The organism is Maribacter sp. C-4077, assembly GCF_055378385.1.
This window is the reverse complement of record NZ_AP038807.1, coordinates 347,490-365,610: the sequence shown is the minus strand read 5'-3', so window position 1 is coordinate 365,610 and position 18,121 is coordinate 347,490. Positions and strand designations below refer to the sequence as shown.

At 42.9% G+C, this 18,121-nt stretch carries 13 protein-coding genes; 3 read left to right on the top strand and 10 right to left on the bottom strand.

The window, feature by feature from the left end; all coding sequences use genetic code 11:
* Nucleotides 1–32 precede the first annotated feature (32 nt).
* The 5 genes from ACZ41C_RS01610 to gcvT form a co-directional block, all read right to left on the bottom strand.
* The gene (locus tag ACZ41C_RS01610; protein ID WP_138258638.1) at nucleotides 33–743 is read right to left on the bottom strand and encodes a YebC/PmpR family DNA-binding transcriptional regulator; all 711 of its coding nucleotides are present in this window, start codon (nucleotides 741–743) and stop codon (nucleotides 33–35) included.
* 79 nt (nucleotides 744–822) lie between these two features.
* Entirely contained in the window at nucleotides 823–1,110 is a 288-nt protein-coding gene (locus ACZ41C_RS01605; protein WP_138258637.1) for a 4a-hydroxytetrahydrobiopterin dehydratase, read from the bottom strand.
* A gap of 3 nt (nucleotides 1,111–1,113) precedes the next feature.
* Nucleotides 1,114–1,938 (bottom strand): sugar nucleotide-binding protein, encoded by an 825-nt coding sequence (locus ACZ41C_RS01600; RefSeq protein WP_138258636.1) that lies wholly within the window; start codon nucleotides 1,936–1,938, stop codon nucleotides 1,114–1,116.
* A 1-nt stretch (nucleotide 1,939) separates the two neighbouring features.
* Complete coding sequence (locus ACZ41C_RS01595) at nucleotides 1,940–2,854, bottom strand: glutaminase (RefSeq protein ID WP_464563847.1); 915 nt, start codon at nucleotides 2,852–2,854, stop codon at nucleotides 1,940–1,942.
* Nucleotides 2,855–3,940 carry a glycine cleavage system aminomethyltransferase GcvT gene (gene gcvT, locus ACZ41C_RS01590; RefSeq protein WP_138258634.1) on the bottom strand — a complete coding sequence of 362 codons (1,086 nt, stop codon included), beginning with the start codon at nucleotides 3,938–3,940 and terminating at the stop codon, nucleotides 2,855–2,857.
* A gap of 124 nt (nucleotides 3,941–4,064) precedes the next feature.
* Between gcvT and ACZ41C_RS01585 the strand changes: the two genes are divergently transcribed.
* Nucleotides 4,065–5,675: an aminopeptidase P N-terminal domain-containing protein gene (locus ACZ41C_RS01585; RefSeq protein WP_464563844.1), complete on the top strand. Its 1,611-nt coding sequence runs from the start codon at nucleotides 4,065–4,067 to the stop codon at nucleotides 5,673–5,675.
* Here ACZ41C_RS01585 and thrC read toward each other — a convergent pair.
* The 3 genes from thrC to thrA are packed head-to-tail and all read right to left on the bottom strand — an operon-like array spanning nucleotide 5,672 to nucleotide 10,364.
* Nucleotides 5,672–6,967 carry a threonine synthase gene (gene thrC, locus ACZ41C_RS01580; protein WP_464563842.1) on the bottom strand — a complete coding sequence of 432 codons (1,296 nt, stop codon included), beginning with the start codon at nucleotides 6,965–6,967 and terminating at the stop codon, nucleotides 5,672–5,674. The genes ACZ41C_RS01585 and thrC overlap by 4 nt on opposite strands.
* Before the next feature lie 32 nt (nucleotides 6,968–6,999).
* Complete coding sequence (locus ACZ41C_RS01575; RefSeq protein WP_464563840.1) at nucleotides 7,000–7,920, bottom strand: homoserine kinase; 921 nt, start codon at nucleotides 7,918–7,920, stop codon at nucleotides 7,000–7,002.
* A gap of 2 nt (nucleotides 7,921–7,922) precedes the next feature.
* Nucleotides 7,923–10,364, bottom strand: coding sequence for a bifunctional aspartate kinase/homoserine dehydrogenase I (thrA, locus tag ACZ41C_RS01570; protein WP_464563838.1), 2,442 nt, complete (start codon nucleotides 10,362–10,364; stop codon nucleotides 7,923–7,925).
* Nucleotides 10,365–10,622: 258 nt separating this feature from the next.
* On the opposite strand from thrA, the gene ACZ41C_RS01565 reads away from it, so the two are divergent.
* Nucleotides 10,623–12,167 carry an NAD(P)H-hydrate dehydratase gene (locus ACZ41C_RS01565; RefSeq protein ID WP_464563836.1) on the top strand — a complete coding sequence of 515 codons (1,545 nt, stop codon included), beginning with the start codon at nucleotides 10,623–10,625 and terminating at the stop codon, nucleotides 12,165–12,167.
* Nucleotides 12,168–12,171: 4 nt separating this feature from the next.
* Here the strand turns inward: ACZ41C_RS01565 and ACZ41C_RS01560 are convergent, their stop codons facing one another.
* Together ACZ41C_RS01560 and ACZ41C_RS01555 are read right to left on the bottom strand one after the other, a co-directional pair.
* A complete protein-coding gene (locus ACZ41C_RS01560; protein ID WP_125222690.1) occupies nucleotides 12,172–12,573 on the bottom strand; it encodes an STAS/SEC14 domain-containing protein in 402 nt (133 codons plus the stop codon).
* Nucleotides 12,574–12,780: 207 nt separating this feature from the next.
* Nucleotides 12,781–15,333, bottom strand: a complete 2,553-nt coding sequence (locus ACZ41C_RS01555) for an ATP-dependent Clp protease ATP-binding subunit (protein WP_138258629.1) — start codon at nucleotides 15,331–15,333, stop codon at nucleotides 12,781–12,783.
* A gap of 258 nt (nucleotides 15,334–15,591) precedes the next feature.
* Between ACZ41C_RS01555 and gyrA the strand changes: the two genes are divergently transcribed.
* Entirely contained in the window at nucleotides 15,592–18,081 is a 2,490-nt protein-coding gene (gene gyrA / locus ACZ41C_RS01550; RefSeq protein ID WP_138258628.1) for a DNA gyrase subunit A, read from the top strand.
* The last annotated feature ends 40 nt before the right edge of the window (nucleotides 18,082–18,121 follow it).

Here is an 18,121-nt window from a genome sequence, read left to right as displayed (position 1 = left end):
AAAAATTCTTGATTGGTTAACTGGCGTTAGTATTATTCCTCCATTGTATGATAAACGTTCTGGACGTCATCATCTTCCTCAATTTTCTCCAGGAGCTTCTCCACATCGGCCGCTTCTTCCTCGCTTAAAGGTTTTGTGACCTGGGGGATGCGCTCAAAACCGGAGGATAGGATTTCAATACCCCTATTTTCCAATTCTTTTTGTATCGCACCAAAGCTTTCAAAGGGAGCGTAGATTAAAATACCGTCATCGTCCACAAAGACTTCTTCGGCACCAAAATCTATCATTTCCAATTCCAGCTCTTCGGGGTCGATACCTTCTGCAGGAATCCTGAAATTACAGGTATGGTCGAACATAAATTCCACGGAGCCGGAGGTTCCCAAACTTCCGTCACATTTATTGAAATAGCTTCGGATATTGGCAACTGTTCTGGTATTATTATCCGTTGCGGTTTCAATTAATATAGCAATTCCATGTGGACCGTAACCTTCGAAAAGTACTTCCTTATAATCGCCTTGGTTTTTGTCAGTGGCACGTTTAATGGCCCGTTCAATGTTGTCCTTGGGCATGTTGACCGCTTTCGCATTCTGGATCACCGCCCGTAGCCTTGAATTGGCATCAGGGTCCGGACCTCCTTCCTTAACGGCCATTACAATGTCCTTCCCGATCCGGGTAAAGGCCTTGGACATAGCGGCCCATCGCTTCATTTTACGTGCTTTCCGAAACTCAAAAGCTCTTCCCATAGTCTATTTCTTTAATGCCGGCAAATTTAGTAAAAATCCCAAATCTTATAGCCGCAAACCGGTCTTTGAAAGTATACGGTTAATCACTCTCAATGATATCCTCAATGCTTCTTGCCAATACAAAGTCTTTTTCAGTAACGCCATTAGCTTCATGGGTACTTAACCGAATATTGACCGTTTTATACACATTGCTCCAATCAGGATGATGGCCCTGGGCCTCACATTCAAAAGCTATTCGTGTCATGACGGAAAACGCTTCCTTGAAATCCTTGAATTCAAAAGTGGTCTCAATGGCTCCGTCCACATATTCCCAGCCGTCCAACTGGCCTAAATAATCATAAATCTGTTTGTCCGTAAATTTTTCCATGTGTTATTCTTTAATAATATGATGGTCTATAATTTCCTGATATGTAAATCTTAAATTTTTGGGCAATAAGTTCGATTTTGGAAGCACTGCCAAATATCTGTCCTCATTGGTGGTATAAACCCTTTTAATTATTGGGTTGAAGGTACCCACACGTTCCAAAACTTCCTTTATAAAATCCTCATGGTGTACCAAATCCGTACTACCAAGATGGAAAATTCCCGTTTTATTTCTATTGATAAGATAATGAATTTGTTGTGTTAGCCTGTCATCATTGGTCACATTTAATATCAAATTAGGAAAAACCTCCACAGGTTCATTGTTAAGGATGAGATTTTTCATTTCCCGCACCCTTGGCGAACCATTTCCAAATACCATAGGGATTCTCAAAATGGCCATTTTGTCCTTTGGCAAACGCATGAGCATATTCTCTATTTTTATTTTTAATCGGCCATAAATACTTTCCGAAAGTGTTTTGTCATTTTCATAGGAAGGATATTTACTATAGGCATCAAAAACGTTCGCAGACGATAGAAAATAGAGTTTGCAATCTTGTTGGCCAATATACTCCGCCAGATGTTGGTGCATGGTTATTTGTGCCGCAAAATTACCTCGTATGGCGGAGATGATTATCTGTGGTTTAACGGTATCAAGTATCTCGAAAATATCATCCTCCTCCAGATTGAAATGGAAAAATTGTTTGTTGTTTTCAAATGACCTCCGTGCATTGAAATAGGTTCCATAGGTATCAAAATAGTTGCACAATTCCTTATAAATGGCATTGCCAAGGAACCCGCTTCCTCCTAATATTAAGACCTTCTTTTTTTCCAAACTAGAAAATTGATAAATCGGATAATGTGGTCAGTCGCTCCAGGGCCGCCATGCCCCTTGTAGAATTTCCTTTAGGGTTTAGGCCAGGCGACCAGACGGCCACGCAGAATTTTTTTGGTAATAATGCCACAATTCCACCGCCGACACCACTCTTGCCGGGTAGTCCCACTTCAAATGCAAATTCGCCAGCCTCATCATAAAAGCCACATGTAAGCATAATGGCATTGATCCGTTTGACCTGACTTACGGTCAAAAAATCATAATTCTGTAAGCACTTGCCCCGGTTTATGAACAGATAGAACGTATTGCAAAGCTGGGTACAGGACATGGATAGGGAACACTGGTAAAAGTAGAAATCCAACACCTCAATGACATCGTTTTTTAAGTTGCCGTAGGATTTTAGCAGGTTTGCGGCAGCATAATTTTTAAATCCGGTCGCTTTTTCGGAACTGGCTACTTTTTTATTGTATGAAATTGAAGTGTCGCCACTGACTTTATGTACAAACTCCAAAAATTCCTTCTTGGGGTTTTTGAGCTCGCTAACCAAAATATCCGCGATGACAATGGCTCCTGCATTGATCAACGGATTTCTAGGGATACCATTTTCCTGTTCCAAAAGGGATAGATGGTTGAAGGGATCCCCTGAAGGTTCAACGTCAACCCGGTCCCATATTTTTTCACCAATAAGACCCATGGCCATGGCCAATGTGAGCACTTTGGAGATACTCTGCACGGAAAAACGCTCGTCAAAATCCCCGATTTGATACGATTCCTTTTCAATATCCAATAAACAGATCCCAAATTTATCCTCCGGTACACAGGCCAGTTCAGGAATATAAGTGGCAACCCTTCCCGTATCGGACAACTGCTTCGTCTCTTCGTAAATGGTATGTAGTATATTTTTGAAATCTAGCATTTAACCCTTGTAAAAAGGTAGTTTCACTACGGTGGCCGGTACCGAATTTTTTCGAATCTGAATATGGATTTTACTTCCAATTGCGGAGAATTCGGTCGAGACATACCCCAGTCCAATGCCCTTTCCCAAAGAAGGGGACATGGTTCCAGAGGTTACGATGCCGATTTTATTTCCATCGGCATCCACAATGTCATAGTCATGTCTTGGTATTCCCCGTTCGTCCAACTCAAAACCAATAAGCTTTCTTTCGGGCCCTTTTTCTTTTTCCTTTTCCAAAGCTTCGCTATTGACAAAATCCTTGGTGAACTTGGTTATCCATCCCAAGCCTGCTTCAATAGGGGAGGTTTCATCGTTAATGTCATTTCCATACAGACAGTAGCCCATTTCCAATCGTAAGGTGTCCCTAGCGGCCAAACCGATCGGTTTGATACCAAAATTTGCCCCGGCCTCAAAAACCATGTCCCAAACTTGCTGTACCTCGCTGTTCTTGCAATAGATTTCAAAACCACCGGAACCCGTATACCCTGTTGCCGAGATGATTACATACTCGATACCGGCAAAATCGGCCACTTCAAAATGGTAGAACTTGATTTGTGACAAGTCAACGGAAGTCAGGGATTGCATGGCTTCCACTGCTTTTGGACCTTGTATGGCCAGCAGCGAATAATCATCGGAGAGATTTCGCATTTCTGCTTTGAAATCGGTATTATACTTCGAAATATGTGCCCAATCCTTATCTATATTTGAAGCATTGACCACCAAAAGATATTGTTCCTCCTTGATCTTGTAAACGATCAAATCATCCACAATACCACCGGTCTCATTGGGCAAACAACTGTATTGCGCCCTGCCTATTGTCAATTTGGAGGCATCGTTGGAGGTCACTTTTTGTATCAAGTCCAACGCGCGGGGACCGCTGATCAAAAATTCACCCATGTGCGAAACATCAAAGACACCAACACCGTTTCTAACCGTTTCATGTTCCACATTTACGCCTTCGTAGGAAACTGGCATGTTATATCCTGCAAATGGTACCATCTTGGCACCTAATTGCTCATGGGTTTTTGTTAAGGCTGTATTTTTCATAGTATCGAATTGTGCATGGCAAATTTAAGGGAATTAAATAGGATAGCATTCTAAGGGCATCGTATGTTTTCCCCAAATTTTATAGTAACTTGTCCTTTCCTATTTGCAATAATAAAGAATGACTATGAAATTATCTATACTGTGGATTGCCATCCTTTCTATAGTAACGGTAACCGCTCAAAACCTTCCGCAAGACTATTTGTCAGCGGAATTTCATAAGGATAGAAGGGAGAAAGTCCGTGAATTAATGTCCCCAAACAGTGTTCTAGTCTTTTTTGCCAATGCGGAACGCAACAGGGCCAATGACGTGGATTATATCTACCATCAAGATCCCAATTTTTATTATCTCACCGGATATAAGGAACCCAATGCCGTGTTGCTTATCTTCTCCGATATGCAAACCGATGCCGTTGGAAAGGAATTTAATGAAATGATATATGTACAGGAGCGAAATGCCAAGGAAGAGCAATGGACCGGAAAGCGTTTGGGTGTGGAAGGGGTACGGGATCAACTGGGCTTCGATAAGGTTTTCAATGGTAGTGATTTTGCCGATGTTCCCATCGATTTCAAATCCTTCGATAAAGTTTCCTTTTTTGATTTTGAGAATGATTACCGTGATAAAAGGGGAGCGGCCGATTTGTTCGATCTTATCAAAACGTTTAAACTAAAGGCTAATTATCCTTCGGATTATGACCCGATAAAGCAGAATCTGTATGCCATGATCCAATCGGTCACACCCAATAATGCCGAAAACGTTGTGAAGGCTGTGAGTAGGTATTTAGCATTTTATGAAAACCTAAAAGACGATGAATTCCTGACGGACTTCGTGAATGCCACCGATGAATCAAAAAGGCTGGAAGTAAAGGAAAAAGTAAATTTAGTGTTGGCTTCCAACAATTTGGACTCCAGAATGATTTCAGAAATAATGGCCACGCTCAGGGAAACCAAGACTCCGGAGGAACTGAAATTATTGAAAAAGGCCATAGAAATTTCCGCAGTGGGTCAAATTGAAGTGATGAAGGCCTTGCATCCCAACATGTCCGAAACGGAAATCCAAGGCGTCCATGAGTACGTCTATAAGAAATATGGCGCTGAATACGAAGGCTATCCTTCCATTGTGGGGGGCGGCAATAACGGTTGTATTTTGCACTACATTGAAAATAATAAAATGGAGGTAGGCAATGATTTGGTCCTTATGGATTTGGGAGCGGAATATCATGGCTATACGGCCGATGTTACCCGAACCATTCCCGCCAATGGGAAATTCTCTCCTGAGCAAAAGGCCATTTACGATATTGTTTATGAGGCCCAAGAGGCAGGGATAAAGTCCAGTGTGGTTGGTGCTGAATTTCAAGCCCCCGGAAAGGCCGCCTTGAAAATCGTGGAGAATGGATTGATGAAGTTAGGTATCATAAAGGAAGCCAGTGAGGCGAGGACCTATTTTCCGCATGGTACATCCCACTATTTAGGTTTGGATGTGCATGACCAAGGAACCTACCGTCCGTTTCAGGCCAATACCGTCATCACAGTGGAGCCCGGTATTTATATTCCGGAAGGCAGCGATTGCGATGAAAAATGGTGGGGCATCGCCGTGCGTATCGAGGATGACATCCTTATTACGCATGAGGGTCCGGTGAATCTATCGGCTATGGCTCCAAGAACGACAGAAGCCATCGAGGCCATGATGAAACAGCCAAGTCCGTTGGACGATTTTCAATTGCCAAAGCTGGATTAACGGTTCAATAGGAAATCGCTTAAATCCGAATAAGTCTTGATTTTTATCGATTTCTTCTCTTTGTCCATTACCTTTTGGATTTGTGGGGGCAGGGGAAGTTTTTTGCCAATGGTCTCTTCCACCACATCCAAAAATTTCACGGGGTGTGCGGTTTCCAAGAAGATGCCATAGGTATCCGGGTGTTTTTCCTGATACTTTTTTAGTCCCAAATAGCCTACGGCCCCATGCGGGTCAGCACAGTACTCACTGGACTGGTAAATATCCAAAAGTGCTTTTTTCGTCTCGGTGTCCGTAAAGGAGTAGGAGGAGAGGTGATGCTCTAAAATGTTAAAATCGTCCTCGAACAAATGTCGTATTCTCACAAAATTACTCGGGTCCCCCACATCCATCGCATTTGAGATGGTCGCCGTTGAAGGTTTGGGGTCGTAGCTCCGTGTTTTCATGAACTGTGGAACGGTATCGTTTACATTGGTGGCGGCAATAAAATGGGTTACCGGCATTCCCAACTTTTGTGCGACCATACCGGCGCATATATTCCCAAAGTTCCCGGAAGGTACTGAAAAGACAATTTCCCTTCCCTTACTTTTTACTTGTTTATAGGCGAACAGAAAGTAAAATAACTGTGGAAGCCATCGGGCTACATTGATCGAGTTGGCCGAGGTCAGTTTCATGTTACTTAAAAGTGCCTCATCTAGAAAAGCAGTCTTGACCATCGCCTGACAATCGTCAAAAGTACCTTCCACTTCCAAGGCCGTAATGTTCTGCCCCAAGGTGGTCAATTGACGTTCCTGGATATCACTCACCTTTCCGCTTGGATAAAGGATCACCACCTTTACACCATCCACCCCTAAAAATCCATTGGCTACGGCACCTCCCGTATCTCCAGAGGTGGCCACCAAAACGGTGACCTCATTTTTTTCGTCTTTAGAAAAGTAGCCCAAACATTGCGCCATGAAGCGTGCACCTACATCCTTGAACGCCATGGTGGGCCCATGAAAAAGTTCCAAGGTAGCAATGTTCTTATCGATTTCAACAACGGGAAACTCAAAATCCAACGTATTCTTTAGAATCTCGCGGAGGACATCGTTCGGAATTTCATCACTAACGAATTGATGGATGGCATTGAACGCTATTTCCTGATTTGAAAGGTCCTCGATGGTTTCAGAGAAACTTTTGGGTAGCCGTTCAATGTTTTCGGGGAAATAAAGTCCCTTATCCGGGGCAATGCCATTAATAACTGCTTCTCTAAAGGAAACGTCAGGGGCTTTTTTATTTAAACTGTAGAATTTCAATGTGCTGACTTATATTTCTTTAGGCCACGGAATTAAATTGTCCGTACACCTTCATGGTTAATTTTGGATACATGTATATCATGCTCCACACCTATTTCTTGATACACTTCTTTCATCGCCCGGGCAACTTTTTCTGCATTTTCCCTTCCATGACTCAAAGCGAAGATGGAAGGTCCCGACCCTGAAATTCCAGCGCCCAAGGCCCCAGCTTCTAGCGATGCTTTCTTCACTCTATCAAAACCAGGAATTAAGATAGAGCGTATGGGCTCAACGATATGATCTTCCAAGGAACGACCTATCAACTCGTAGTCATTTTGCAATAGACCGGCAATCAATCCGCCTACATTTCCCCATTGTTTTATGGCGGTTTGAAGGGATAATGTAGTCTTTAAAATTTTTCTGGAGTCTGATGTTTTTATCTCGATTTGCGGATGTATGACCGATGCAAACAATTCTTCGGGTGCTTTTATGGGTACAATGTCCAAAGGGGAATAGCTTCGTACCAGTGTAAAACCGCCAAACAGCGCCGGTGCTACATTGTCCGCATGGGCTACGTCACTGGCCAGGCGTTCCCCTTCCATGGCGAAGGTGACCAGATCGGTTTTTGAAAAAGGGTTTCCCAATAAATGGTTCATGGCCCAAACCGCTCCCGTAGAACTTGCCGCACTACTACCTATGCCGCTTCCAGGTTTTATTTTTTTATTTATTTCGATTTCAAAACCTCCGGCGTAATCGGCTTTTTCCAATAAGGCAAGACCTGCGACACCTGCTACATTATTTTGTGTTTCAAGGGGTAAATTCTGTCCTTCAATTTTGGTTATAAAAACTCCTTTTTTTTCGGTCTTTCGAACGACCATTTCATCCCCTACCGAATCCAAGGCTACGCCAAGAACATCGAATCCGCAGGAAATATTGGCGATGGTCGCCGGGCAGAACACCTTTACTTCGTCCATAATTAAAAGTTACCTATTCTAATAATATCCGCAAAAATACCCGACGCCGTTACATCGGAACCTGCTCCCGCGCCCTTGATGATCAGGGGAAGGTTCTTGTATCTTTCGGTAAAGAACAAAACGATATTGTCACTTCCTTCCAGGTTATAAAAATCATGGCCTTCTGGAATTTCCTGAAGTCCTACGCTGGCTTTGCCATTTTCAAACTGGGCCACATATTTAAGCTTACAGTTTTTCGCTTTGGCATCGGCATATATTTTCTGAAAATCCGACTCATACGTTACCAAGGATGTAAAGAAATCATCGTTGTTCGTGGTATCCAGACTTTCTTTGGGCAGAAAGGATTTGTTCTCTATGTCTCCAATTTCCAAAACATAACCGCTTTCACGAGCCAAGATGAGAATTTTCCGCATCACGTCGATACCGCTTAGGTCTATCTTTGGGTCGGGCTCCGTGTACCCCTCTTCTTGGGCCCTTTTTACGATGTCGTGAAAGGTATTGGAGTCATTGAAATTATTAAACACGAAGTTCAGGCTACCTGACAGAACCGCCTGAATTTTAAGCACCTTGTCCCCTGAAGCTATGAGGTTTTTCAAGGTGTCCAGGATAGGCAGTCCCGCACCCACATTGGTCTCGAACAAGAAAGGCGCGTTGTATTCCCTGGCAAGGGATTTTAGGCGTGCATAATTGTTGTATTCCGATGAGCAGGCAATTTTGTTACACGTTACCACGGATATGCTGTTGCTCAAAAAATCGGCGTAGGTGCCCGCTATTTCCGCACTCGCCGTGTTGTCCACAAAAATGCTGTTACGGAGATTGAGGTCGTTGACCCTATCGATAAAAAGCTGCTTATCTGCCTTTTGTCCGGTCAACAAAGTATCTTGCCACGTATTCAACGGAATTCCTTTTTCATCGAAATGCATGGTCCTGGAGTTGGATATGCCAACCACCCGAACATTCAGCTTTAAATTCTTTTTTAGATATTTTTCCTGCGATTTTATTTGGTTCAGGAACTTGGCTCCAACGTTTCCAACACCCATGACGAAAAGATTGAGCTGCTTTACGTTTTCCTCGAAAAACTCCTCGTGAAGGGCATTTAGGGCCTTTTTTACATCCTTCTCGTTGATGACACAGGATATATTACGTTCTGAGGCACCTTGGGCGATTACCCTAATATTCACATTGTTCTTACCCAGCGTACTGAACAATTTTCCACTGAGTCCTTGGTGGCTCTTCATGTTGTCGCCTACGAGTGCCACAATGGCCAGTCCCTTTTCCGGTATCACTTCCTTGATCTTTCCCCTCTCTATTTCGTAGGCAAACGCCTCGTTTACGACTTCAACGGATTTTTCAACATCATCCGCCGAAACCCCTACGCAAATGGAGTGCTCTGAAGAGGCCTGGGTAATGAGCACGACACTGATATCGGCCTGTGACAAGACCTCGAAAAATCGTTTTGAAATTCCGGGTATACCCACCATTCCTGGACCTTCCAAGGAAAGTAGTGCCATATTGCCAATGTGGCTGATACCGCGTACGGTCTTTCCGCCTTCGTTCCTAGATTTTGTTATCAGGGTTCCTTCCTCTTCTGGCTTGAAGGTATTTTTTATGAGTATCGAAATGCCTTTGGACAGAACAGGCTGTATCGTTGGAGGATAAAGGACTTTAGCGCCAAAATGCGAAAGTTCCATGGCTTCCTCATAGGAAATATGGGTAATCGCCTTGGCCTGCTTTACCATTTTTGGATTGGCGGTGTACATGCCGCTCACATCCGTCCAAATCTCCAAAACATCAGCTTCCAAAGCGGCGGCATAGATGGCCGCGGTATAATCGGAACCGCCCCTGCCCAATGTGGTTATGTCATTATTTTTGGAAGTGGCGATGAATCCCGGGCAAACGGTTATGGAAGCCCCGTTGTTTTTGAAAAATTCCTTGCAATTGGCATCGGTCAACGTAAAGTCCACCACATTTTTACCGGCAAGCTTAAAGGTTTTGATCAGTTCCCGACTGTCCTTGTAAACGGCGTCCAGACCTTCCGAAGCCAAATACTCGCTGATGATATACGACGATAACAGTTCCCCAAAACTTACGATTTTATCGGAAAGCTTAGGTGTAATCTCACCAATAAAATAAGCACCTTCCAATAGGGTTTCCAGGATGTTCAATTCAGACTTTACCTTGCTAAGCACCTTGCTTTGCGCGGTTATGGGAATCAGTTCCTTAACGGTATCCAAATGTCTGGTCTCGATTTCACTGAGGATATCCTTATATCCGGTTTGTTCCTTGGCCGCCATCTCACCTGCTTGAAGTAGTTGGTCCGTCACTCCTCCAAAGGCGGATACCACTACAATGATCGGGTCATTATAGGCCAAAAGGATGTTTTTGATTTTTATGATATTTTCTGGGCTGGCTACGGAAGAGCCGCCAAATTTCAAGACTTTCATGCTAGAATAATGTATAAATTGACTTTATGGGAATCGTGTTGAAAAACACTATAACGGAGGTGTATAATTATTACCCCATAGGGGTGGTGTACACGGTACGTGTAAGAAATTGGTTTTTTATTGTATTGGATACAAGCATTATGTCCTTTTGGGATATTTACTTTGATGAGGCTCAAAAGTAGTACATTTGGCTAGCTATTCAAACGTTTCCACAATTTTTTATGGGATCGTTACTTTTTAATTCAATCCAAAACTATTATGAAGGTTTTTACCGCCGCCCAAATTTATAAAGCCGATACATTTACTATTGAAAAACAACAGATAACAAGTGATGCCCTTATGGAGCGGGCCGCTACCCAAATCTTTAATTGGATGCACTTTAGGATGCAGGGGGCACCGGTAAAGATCCATCTGTTTTGTGGCATTGGGAATAACGGGGGCGATGGTATTGCGCTTGCCAGGCACTTGTTCGAGCATGGATATGACATTGCTGTGTACGTTGTTAAGTATAGCGATAAACGATTCAAGGATTTCCTGACAAATTTGGACCGATTGAAAGACCGGAAAATTTGGCCCATTTATATGGATGCCGATAGCGATCTACCGGAAATACATCCTAACGATATTATCGTGGATGCCATTTTTGGGATTGGGTTGAACAGAACGCCCGATGCTTGGGTAGCAAAAATAATCCAGCATTTGAATACTTCCAAGGCGTTTATCCTTTCGGTAGATATTCCATCCGGGTTGTTTACGGACAGTGTTCCAGAGGACAAAGAAGCTGTAATAAAGGCCAATTATGTGCTAAGTTTTCAAGTGCCAAAATTGGTTTTCTTTCTTCCCGAAACCGGAATATATGTGGAACAATGGGAGGTTTTGGATATTGGTCTGGATGCGGAATTCTTGATGAACGAGAAAACAGATTTCGAACTGATTTCTAAGAACGAGGTTCTTCAGTTTTATCGGCCTCGGACAAAATACTCGCACAAGGGTACTTACGGACATGCCCTCATTGTGGGAGGTAGTTATGGAAAGATGGGCGCGGTCATTTTGACGAGCAGGGCCGCATTGAAAGCGGGCAGCGGTTTGGTGACGGCGTACGTTCCGGAATGTGGATATGCAATTTTACAGACAGCGATACCAGAGGTGATGGTCCTAACAAATGGCAAAGAGGCTATCGAAGCTATTGAATTCGACATGAAGCCAACGGTCATTGGTTTGGGAATAGGAATGGGTATACATGACAAAACCGTAAAGGCATTGGAGCATTTCTTAAAGGGAAATAAACTACCACTTGTCTTGGATGCTGACGCGTTGAACATCCTTTCCAAGAATCAGGACCTGATGGATTTTATACCAGAGAATTCCATTTTAACACCACATCCAATGGAATTGGAGCGGTTAGTGGGGAAGTGGAAGGACGATTTTGAAAAGTTGGAAAAGGTAAGACAGTTTACGGATAAGCGAAAAGTTGTCCTTATAGTCAAAGGAGCTCACAGCATCACTTTTTTTGAGGGTAGGGGGTACATCAATACTACTGGAAATCCAGGGATGGCCACCGCGGGCAGTGGTGATGCCCTTACCGGTATCATTACCGGACTAATCGCACAAGGCTATTCCAGTTTGCAAGCGGCTATTTTTGGGGTTTACATCCATGGAAAATCGGGAGATATATCCGTAGAAAACACGGGATATCAGGCATTGATTGCTTCGGATATTATAGAAGGCATTGGGAGTGCTTTTTTGGATTTGTTCAGGGTACCGGAGCAGGAGCGTCCGGATACCCCTGAAAAGGAAAGTTAAACCTTTACTTGGCGCTGATCCTTCTTTTAACCCATTTAAGCGCATTTTCGTATTCAATGAAAAACTTCATCGGCTTTTTATAAAAGAGTTTTTCGATTTTGAAATTGTGCATATCGATTTCCTTTACGGATACGATAGCAAATGCCTTCAAGTTTTCCAATTCTTTTAAATAGCTGTATATCGTGGGGTCTATGGCATAGGAATTTTTTCTTAGACTGATAAAGCCGAAGTTTTTATCCCTAAAATGGATTTCAGAAATCCCAATGATTTGATATGCCCTCTCTAAAGTTAACGTGGCTCCTTCATCAAAAATGGATACCATATAATCGTCAAAAACCTGAATTTTTCCAACCTCCAGGTTGTACTCGCGCACGATGATCTTTTTGTTCACAGATCCTACCTTCATTTTATATTCATTATAGTGTCTGGAACGAAAATATACCGATTATCCTCCACGGAATAAATTATTAGATTAAAAGCGTAAATATCGCACGTAATACGAAGCGGCGAAAGGGCTTGTGTTTTAATTCTTACGAAGGTTGATGTATTTCATTTAAAAAACAAAGGGCATCCTACTTGGATGCCCTTTCATATTTTTGAAATTGTATTTTACTTATTCGGATTTTGGAGATTCCTGGGGCTTATCGATTTTAATGGTAAGCTCCTCATTTTTCTCATCCAAATCCATGGTAATTGTATCCCCTTCCTCCAATTTGGAATTGACAATTTCCTCGGCCAAGGCATCCTCTATATACTTCTGGATGGCCCTTTTTAAAGGTCTTGCCCCGTATTGCTTGTCAAAGCCTTTTTCGGCTATGTAGTCCTTCGCGGTTTCTGACAATACTAATTCGTAACCAATGCCTTTGATACGTTTGTACAATTTGGAAAGTTCGATATCGATAATTTGATGTATATGCTCCCTTTCCAAAGGATTGAATACTATAACGTCATCGATTCTGTTCAAGAATTCCGGAGCAAAGGCCTTCTTAAGCGCATTTTCAATGACACCTTTCTGATGGGAATCCGCTTGTTCCTTTTTGGCCGCAGTTCCAAACCCGACACCTTGACCAAAATCCTTTAATTGACGTGCCCCAATGTTGGAGGTCATGATAATAATGGTATTCCTAAAGTCGATTTTTCTACCAAGACTATCGGTAAGGTAACCATCATCCAACACTTGTAACAACATATTGAATACGTCTGGATGGGCTTTTTCAACCTCGTCCAACAAAATAACGGAATAGGGTTTCCTTCGCACCTTTTCGGTCAATTGGCCACCTTCTTCGTAGCCAACATATCCCGGAGGTGCACCTACCAATCTTGATATGGCGAACTTTTCCATGTATTCGCTCATATCGATGCGTATAAGGGCATCCTCGGAATCAAAAAGTTCTTTAGCCATAACCTTGGCCAACTGTGTTTTTCCAACACCTGTCTGTCCTAAGAATATGAAGGAACCAATAGGTTTGTTAGGATCTTTTAGACCGGCCCTATTTCTTTGAATGGCCTTCGATACCTTGGCAACTGCTTCGTCCTGTCCAATTACGTTCGCTTTTATGAGCTTGGGCAATCCTGCCAATTTGTTGCTCTCTGTCTGCGCAATTCTATTAACGGGGATGCCGCTCATCATAGAAACCACATCGGCTACATTGTCCTCGGTAACGGTCTCTTTGTGAAGCTTGCTTTCGTCTTCCCATTTTTCCTGGGCTATGGCCAAATCTTTTTCGAGCCTTTTTTCATCGTCCCTCAATTTGGCGGCCTCCTCGTATTTCTGCTTTTTGACCACGGAATTCTTTAGTTCCCGCACATCTTCCAGTTTCTTCTCAAGTTCAAGAATCTGTTTTGGTACGTCCATATTTACGATATGTACCCTAGATCCTGCCTCGTCCAGGGCGTCAATCGCCTTGTCCGGAAGGAATCTATCGGTCATATATCTGCTGGTCAGTTTTACACAAGCTTCAATGGCTTCATCCGTATAGCTGACATTATGGTGGTCTTCGTATTTACCTTTAATATTGTGCAATATCTCAATGGTTTCCTCAACGCTGGTAGGTTCAACGATAACCTTCTGGAACCTGCGCTCCAAGGCGCCATCTTTTTCAATATATTGCCTGTATTCGTCCAAGGTGGTGGCTCCTATACATTGAATCTCGCCCCTTGCCAAGGCAGGTTTGAACATATTGGAAGCGTCCAAACTACCGGTAGCACCTCCAGCGCCCACAATGGTATGGATTTCGTCTATGAACAGAATGACGTCATCGTTCTTTTCCAATTCGTTCATAACGGCCTTCATACGTTCCTCAAATTGGCCACGGTATTTTGTACCAGCCACAAGTGAAGCCAAATCCAAGGTTACTACCCGTTTGTTATAAAGGATACGGGATACTTTTTTGTTTATAATGCGTAGGGCCAAGCCTTCTGCAATGGCACTTTTACCCACACCGGGTTCACCGATCAACAGTGGATTGTTCTTTTTTCTTCTACTTAAAATTTGGGAAACCCGCTCTATTTCCTTTTCCCTACCAACAACGGGGTCCAATCTGTTTTCTTCGGCCATTAGGGTAAGATCCCTTCCAAAATTATCCAAAACCGGGGTTTTGGATTTTTTGGAGCCTTTGTTCCCAGAATTGGTCCCAAAAGTACTTTCCTTACCTTCATTGGATTCATCGGAATCACTTGGGAAGGATTCAGAAGTAGGTGAATCCACGATTTCGTCATCGCTGGTGATCATAAACTTGAATTGCTCCTTGACCCCATCGTAATCCACTTTCAACTTGTGGAGCAGTTTGGTCGTAGGGTCATTTTCGTTCCGTAGGATGCAAAGCAGTAAATGCGCCGTATTGATCGATGAGCTTTGGAAAAGTTTTGCCTCCAAAAATGTCGTTTTTAATGCTCTTTCCGCCTGTCTCGTCAAATGAAGATTTTTCTTATCTTTTTGAACGTTCCCTGCATTTGGGTTGGAAGGACTAAGTATTTCTACCTTTCTACGTAAATGATCTAAGTCTACGTCCAGGGCATCCAAAATACTTATTGCTTTTCCACTGCCATCCCTCAAAAGGCCCAACATCAAATGCTCCGTTCCAATAAAATCATGACCGAGCCGTAAAGCTTCCTCTTTACTGTAGGCAATTACATCTTTTACTCTAGGTGAAAAATTGTCGTCCATATATTGAATTATCAACTATAAAATTACTAAATATCAATGAATCATGGGCAAATACCGTACCTATATTCGTTAAAGTTGTTCTAAATGACGAAAAAAGTTCACCAAATCAAAGTACGTGTCGGTATAATTATCAACCAATGCACCTAGGTTTTATGTTGATAAAATATTGAATAAATACTTCGTTCAGTTCTTTCAACCCCTCTATTTTCCGTATATTGGCATGCTTTTTTACGAATAAAAAACAATTAAAAATTTACCATGGCTGAAGGAGAAAAATTGATTCCTATCAACATAGAAGAAGAAATGAAATCTGCCTACATTGATTATTCAATGTCGGTCATAGTGTCACGGGCACTGCCAGATGTGCGAGATGGTCTAAAACCGGTACATAGAAGGGTGCTTTTTGGAATGCACGAACTTGGGGTAAGAAGTACAAGTGCCCATAAGAAATCGGCACGTATTGTGGGTGAGGTATTGGGTAAATACCATCCCCACGGCGATACTTCCGTTTACGACACTATGGTGAGAATGGCCCAAGATTGGAGTTTGCGCTATATGTTGATCGATGGTCAGGGTAACTTTGGCTCGGTGGACGGAGATAGTCCGGCCGCAATGCGATATACCGAAGCGCGCATGCGCAAGATCGCTGACGAAATGTTAGCGGATATCGATAAGGATACCGTAGACCACCAATTGAATTTTGACGATTCTCTACAGGAACCCACGGTACTGCCTACCCGTATACCAAACTTATTGGTGAACGGAGCATCGGGTATTGCCGTAGGTATGGCCACAAATATGCCCCCGCACAATCTTGCCGAGGTAGTGGACGGAACAGTGGCCTTCATCGACAACAACGATATAGAAGTTGATGAGTTGATCACCCATATAAAGGCTCCGGATTTTCCAACCGGGGGGATAATTTATGGATATGACGGCGTAAAAGAGGCATTCCATACGGGTAGAGGTAGAATAGTCATGCGGGCGAAGGCTCATTTTGAGGAGGTTCAAGGGCGTGAATGTATCATTGTTACCGAGATTCCGTATCAGGTGAACAAGGCGGATATGATCAAAAAGACGGCCGACCTTATCAACGAGAAGAAAATAGAGGGGATTTCCAACATTAGGGACGAATCCGACCGAAAAGGTATGCGCGTCGTTTACATGTTGAAAAGGGATGCGATACCCAATATTGTCTTAAATACGCTTTTTAAGTATACCGCTTTACAGACTTCCTTTAGCGTAAACAACATTGCTTTGGTCAATGGAAGGCCGCAATTACTGAATGTAAAGGACATGATCCACTATTTCGTGGAACATCGTCATGAGGTGGTAGTTAGACGTACCGAATTTGAGCTGAAAAAGGCCGAAGATAGGGCGCATATCTTGGAAGGCTTGATCATTGCATCTGATAATATCGATGAGGTAATCGCTATCATTAGAGCTTCTTCCAATGCCGATGAGGCCCGTGAAAACCTCATGGAGCGATTCAAGCTTACAGAAATTCAGGCCAAGGCAATCGTTGAAATGAGGTTGCGTCAATTGACAGGTCTGGAACAGGACAAGTTGCGTTCTGAATATGAGGAAATCATTAAGACCATTGCCGACTTAAAGGATATTCTCGCCAAAAAAGAGCGGAGAATGCAAATCATCAAGGAAGAGCTTCTTGAGGTAAAGGAAAAATATGGTGATGAACGCCGTTCGGAAATTAATTTTGCCGGTGGGGACTTGAGTATGGAGGATATGATACCCGATGAACAGGTAGTCATTACTATCTCTAGGGCCGGTTATATCAAAAGAACCCCACTATCGGAATATAAGACCCAAAATAGGGGCGGTGTTGGTCAAAAGGCCTCATCTACAAGAAACGAGGACTTTTTGGAATACCTTTTTGTGGGGACCAACCATCAATACATGTTGTTCTTTACCCAAAAAGGAAAGTGTTTCTGGATGCGTGTGTTTGAAATCCCGGAGGGAAGCAGAACTTCCAAAGGAAGGGCCATACAAAACCTAATCAACATTGAGCAGGATGATACCGTAAAGGCATTTATCTGTACGCAGGATCTAAAGGATGAGGAGTATGTGAACAGTCATTATGTTATAATGGCTACCAAAAAGGGTGTCGTCAAAAAAACCCTGTTGGAACAATACTCCCGTCCAAGACAGAACGGTATCAATGCCATAACCATTAGGGAGGGCGATGAACTTTTGGAGGCAAAATTGACGACAGGTACCAGCCAAATTTTCTTGGGTCTAAAATCTGGTAAGGCAATTAGATTCGAGGAAAGTAAAACAAGACCTATGGGTCGTAGTGCATCCGGTGTACGTGGTATTACCCTAGACAGCGATGAAGACGAGGTAATTGGAATGGTTTCCGTTCATAATTTTGAGGATGAGCTCCTTGTTGTTTCCGAAAATGGATATGGCAAAAGGTCCAGTATCGAGGATTATAGGATTACCAACCGTGGTGGAAAAGGAGTAAAAACCATCAGCATTACCGAAAAAACGGGTAATTTGGTCGCCATCAAGAATGTTACGGATTCCGATGATCTTATGATTATCAATAAATCCGGAATAGCCATAAGAATGAGCGTTGAGGACCTTCGGGTTATGGGAAGGGCCACGCAAGGTGTGAGATTAATCAACATAAAAGGTAATGACTCTATCGCGGCCGTAGCTAAGGTTATGAAGGAAGAAGATGACTTAGACGGGACCGATATTAATGACATTGAAGTGAACCCTGAGTAAAATTGGCATGGGAATTGATTAAATTTGCACCGAAAGATAT

What these genes read in the sequence shown, in the direction of transcription:
- ACZ41C_RS01610 (WP_138258638.1), bottom strand. Translation starts at nt 743, where the DNA reads ATGGGAAGAGCTTTTGAGTTTCGGAAAGCACGTAAAATGAAGCGATGG.
- ACZ41C_RS01605 (WP_138258637.1), bottom strand. Translation starts at nt 1,110, where the DNA reads ATGGAAAAATTTACGGACAAACAGATTTATGATTATTTAGGCCAGTTG.
- ACZ41C_RS01595 (WP_464563847.1), bottom strand. Translation starts at nt 2,854, where the DNA reads ATGCTAGATTTCAAAAATATACTACATACCATTTACGAAGAGACGAAG.
- gcvT (WP_138258634.1), bottom strand. Translation starts at nt 3,940, where the DNA reads ATGAAAAATACAGCCTTAACAAAAACCCATGAGCAATTAGGTGCCAAG.
- ACZ41C_RS01585 (WP_464563844.1), top strand. Translation starts at nt 4,065, where the DNA reads ATGAAATTATCTATACTGTGGATTGCCATCCTTTCTATAGTAACGGTA.
- ACZ41C_RS01575 (WP_464563840.1), bottom strand. Translation starts at nt 7,920, where the DNA reads ATGGACGAAGTAAAGGTGTTCTGCCCGGCGACCATCGCCAATATTTCC.
- thrA (WP_464563838.1), bottom strand. Translation starts at nt 10,364, where the DNA reads ATGAAAGTCTTGAAATTTGGCGGCTCTTCCGTAGCCAGCCCAGAAAAT.
- ACZ41C_RS01565 (WP_464563836.1), top strand. Translation starts at nt 10,623, where the DNA reads ATGAAGGTTTTTACCGCCGCCCAAATTTATAAAGCCGATACATTTACT.
- ACZ41C_RS01560 (WP_125222690.1), bottom strand. Translation starts at nt 12,573, where the DNA reads ATGAAGGTAGGATCTGTGAACAAAAAGATCATCGTGCGCGAGTACAAC.
- ACZ41C_RS01555 (WP_138258629.1), bottom strand. Translation starts at nt 15,333, where the DNA reads ATGGACGACAATTTTTCACCTAGAGTAAAAGATGTAATTGCCTACAGT.
- gyrA (WP_138258628.1), top strand. Translation starts at nt 15,592, where the DNA reads ATGGCTGAAGGAGAAAAATTGATTCCTATCAACATAGAAGAAGAAATG.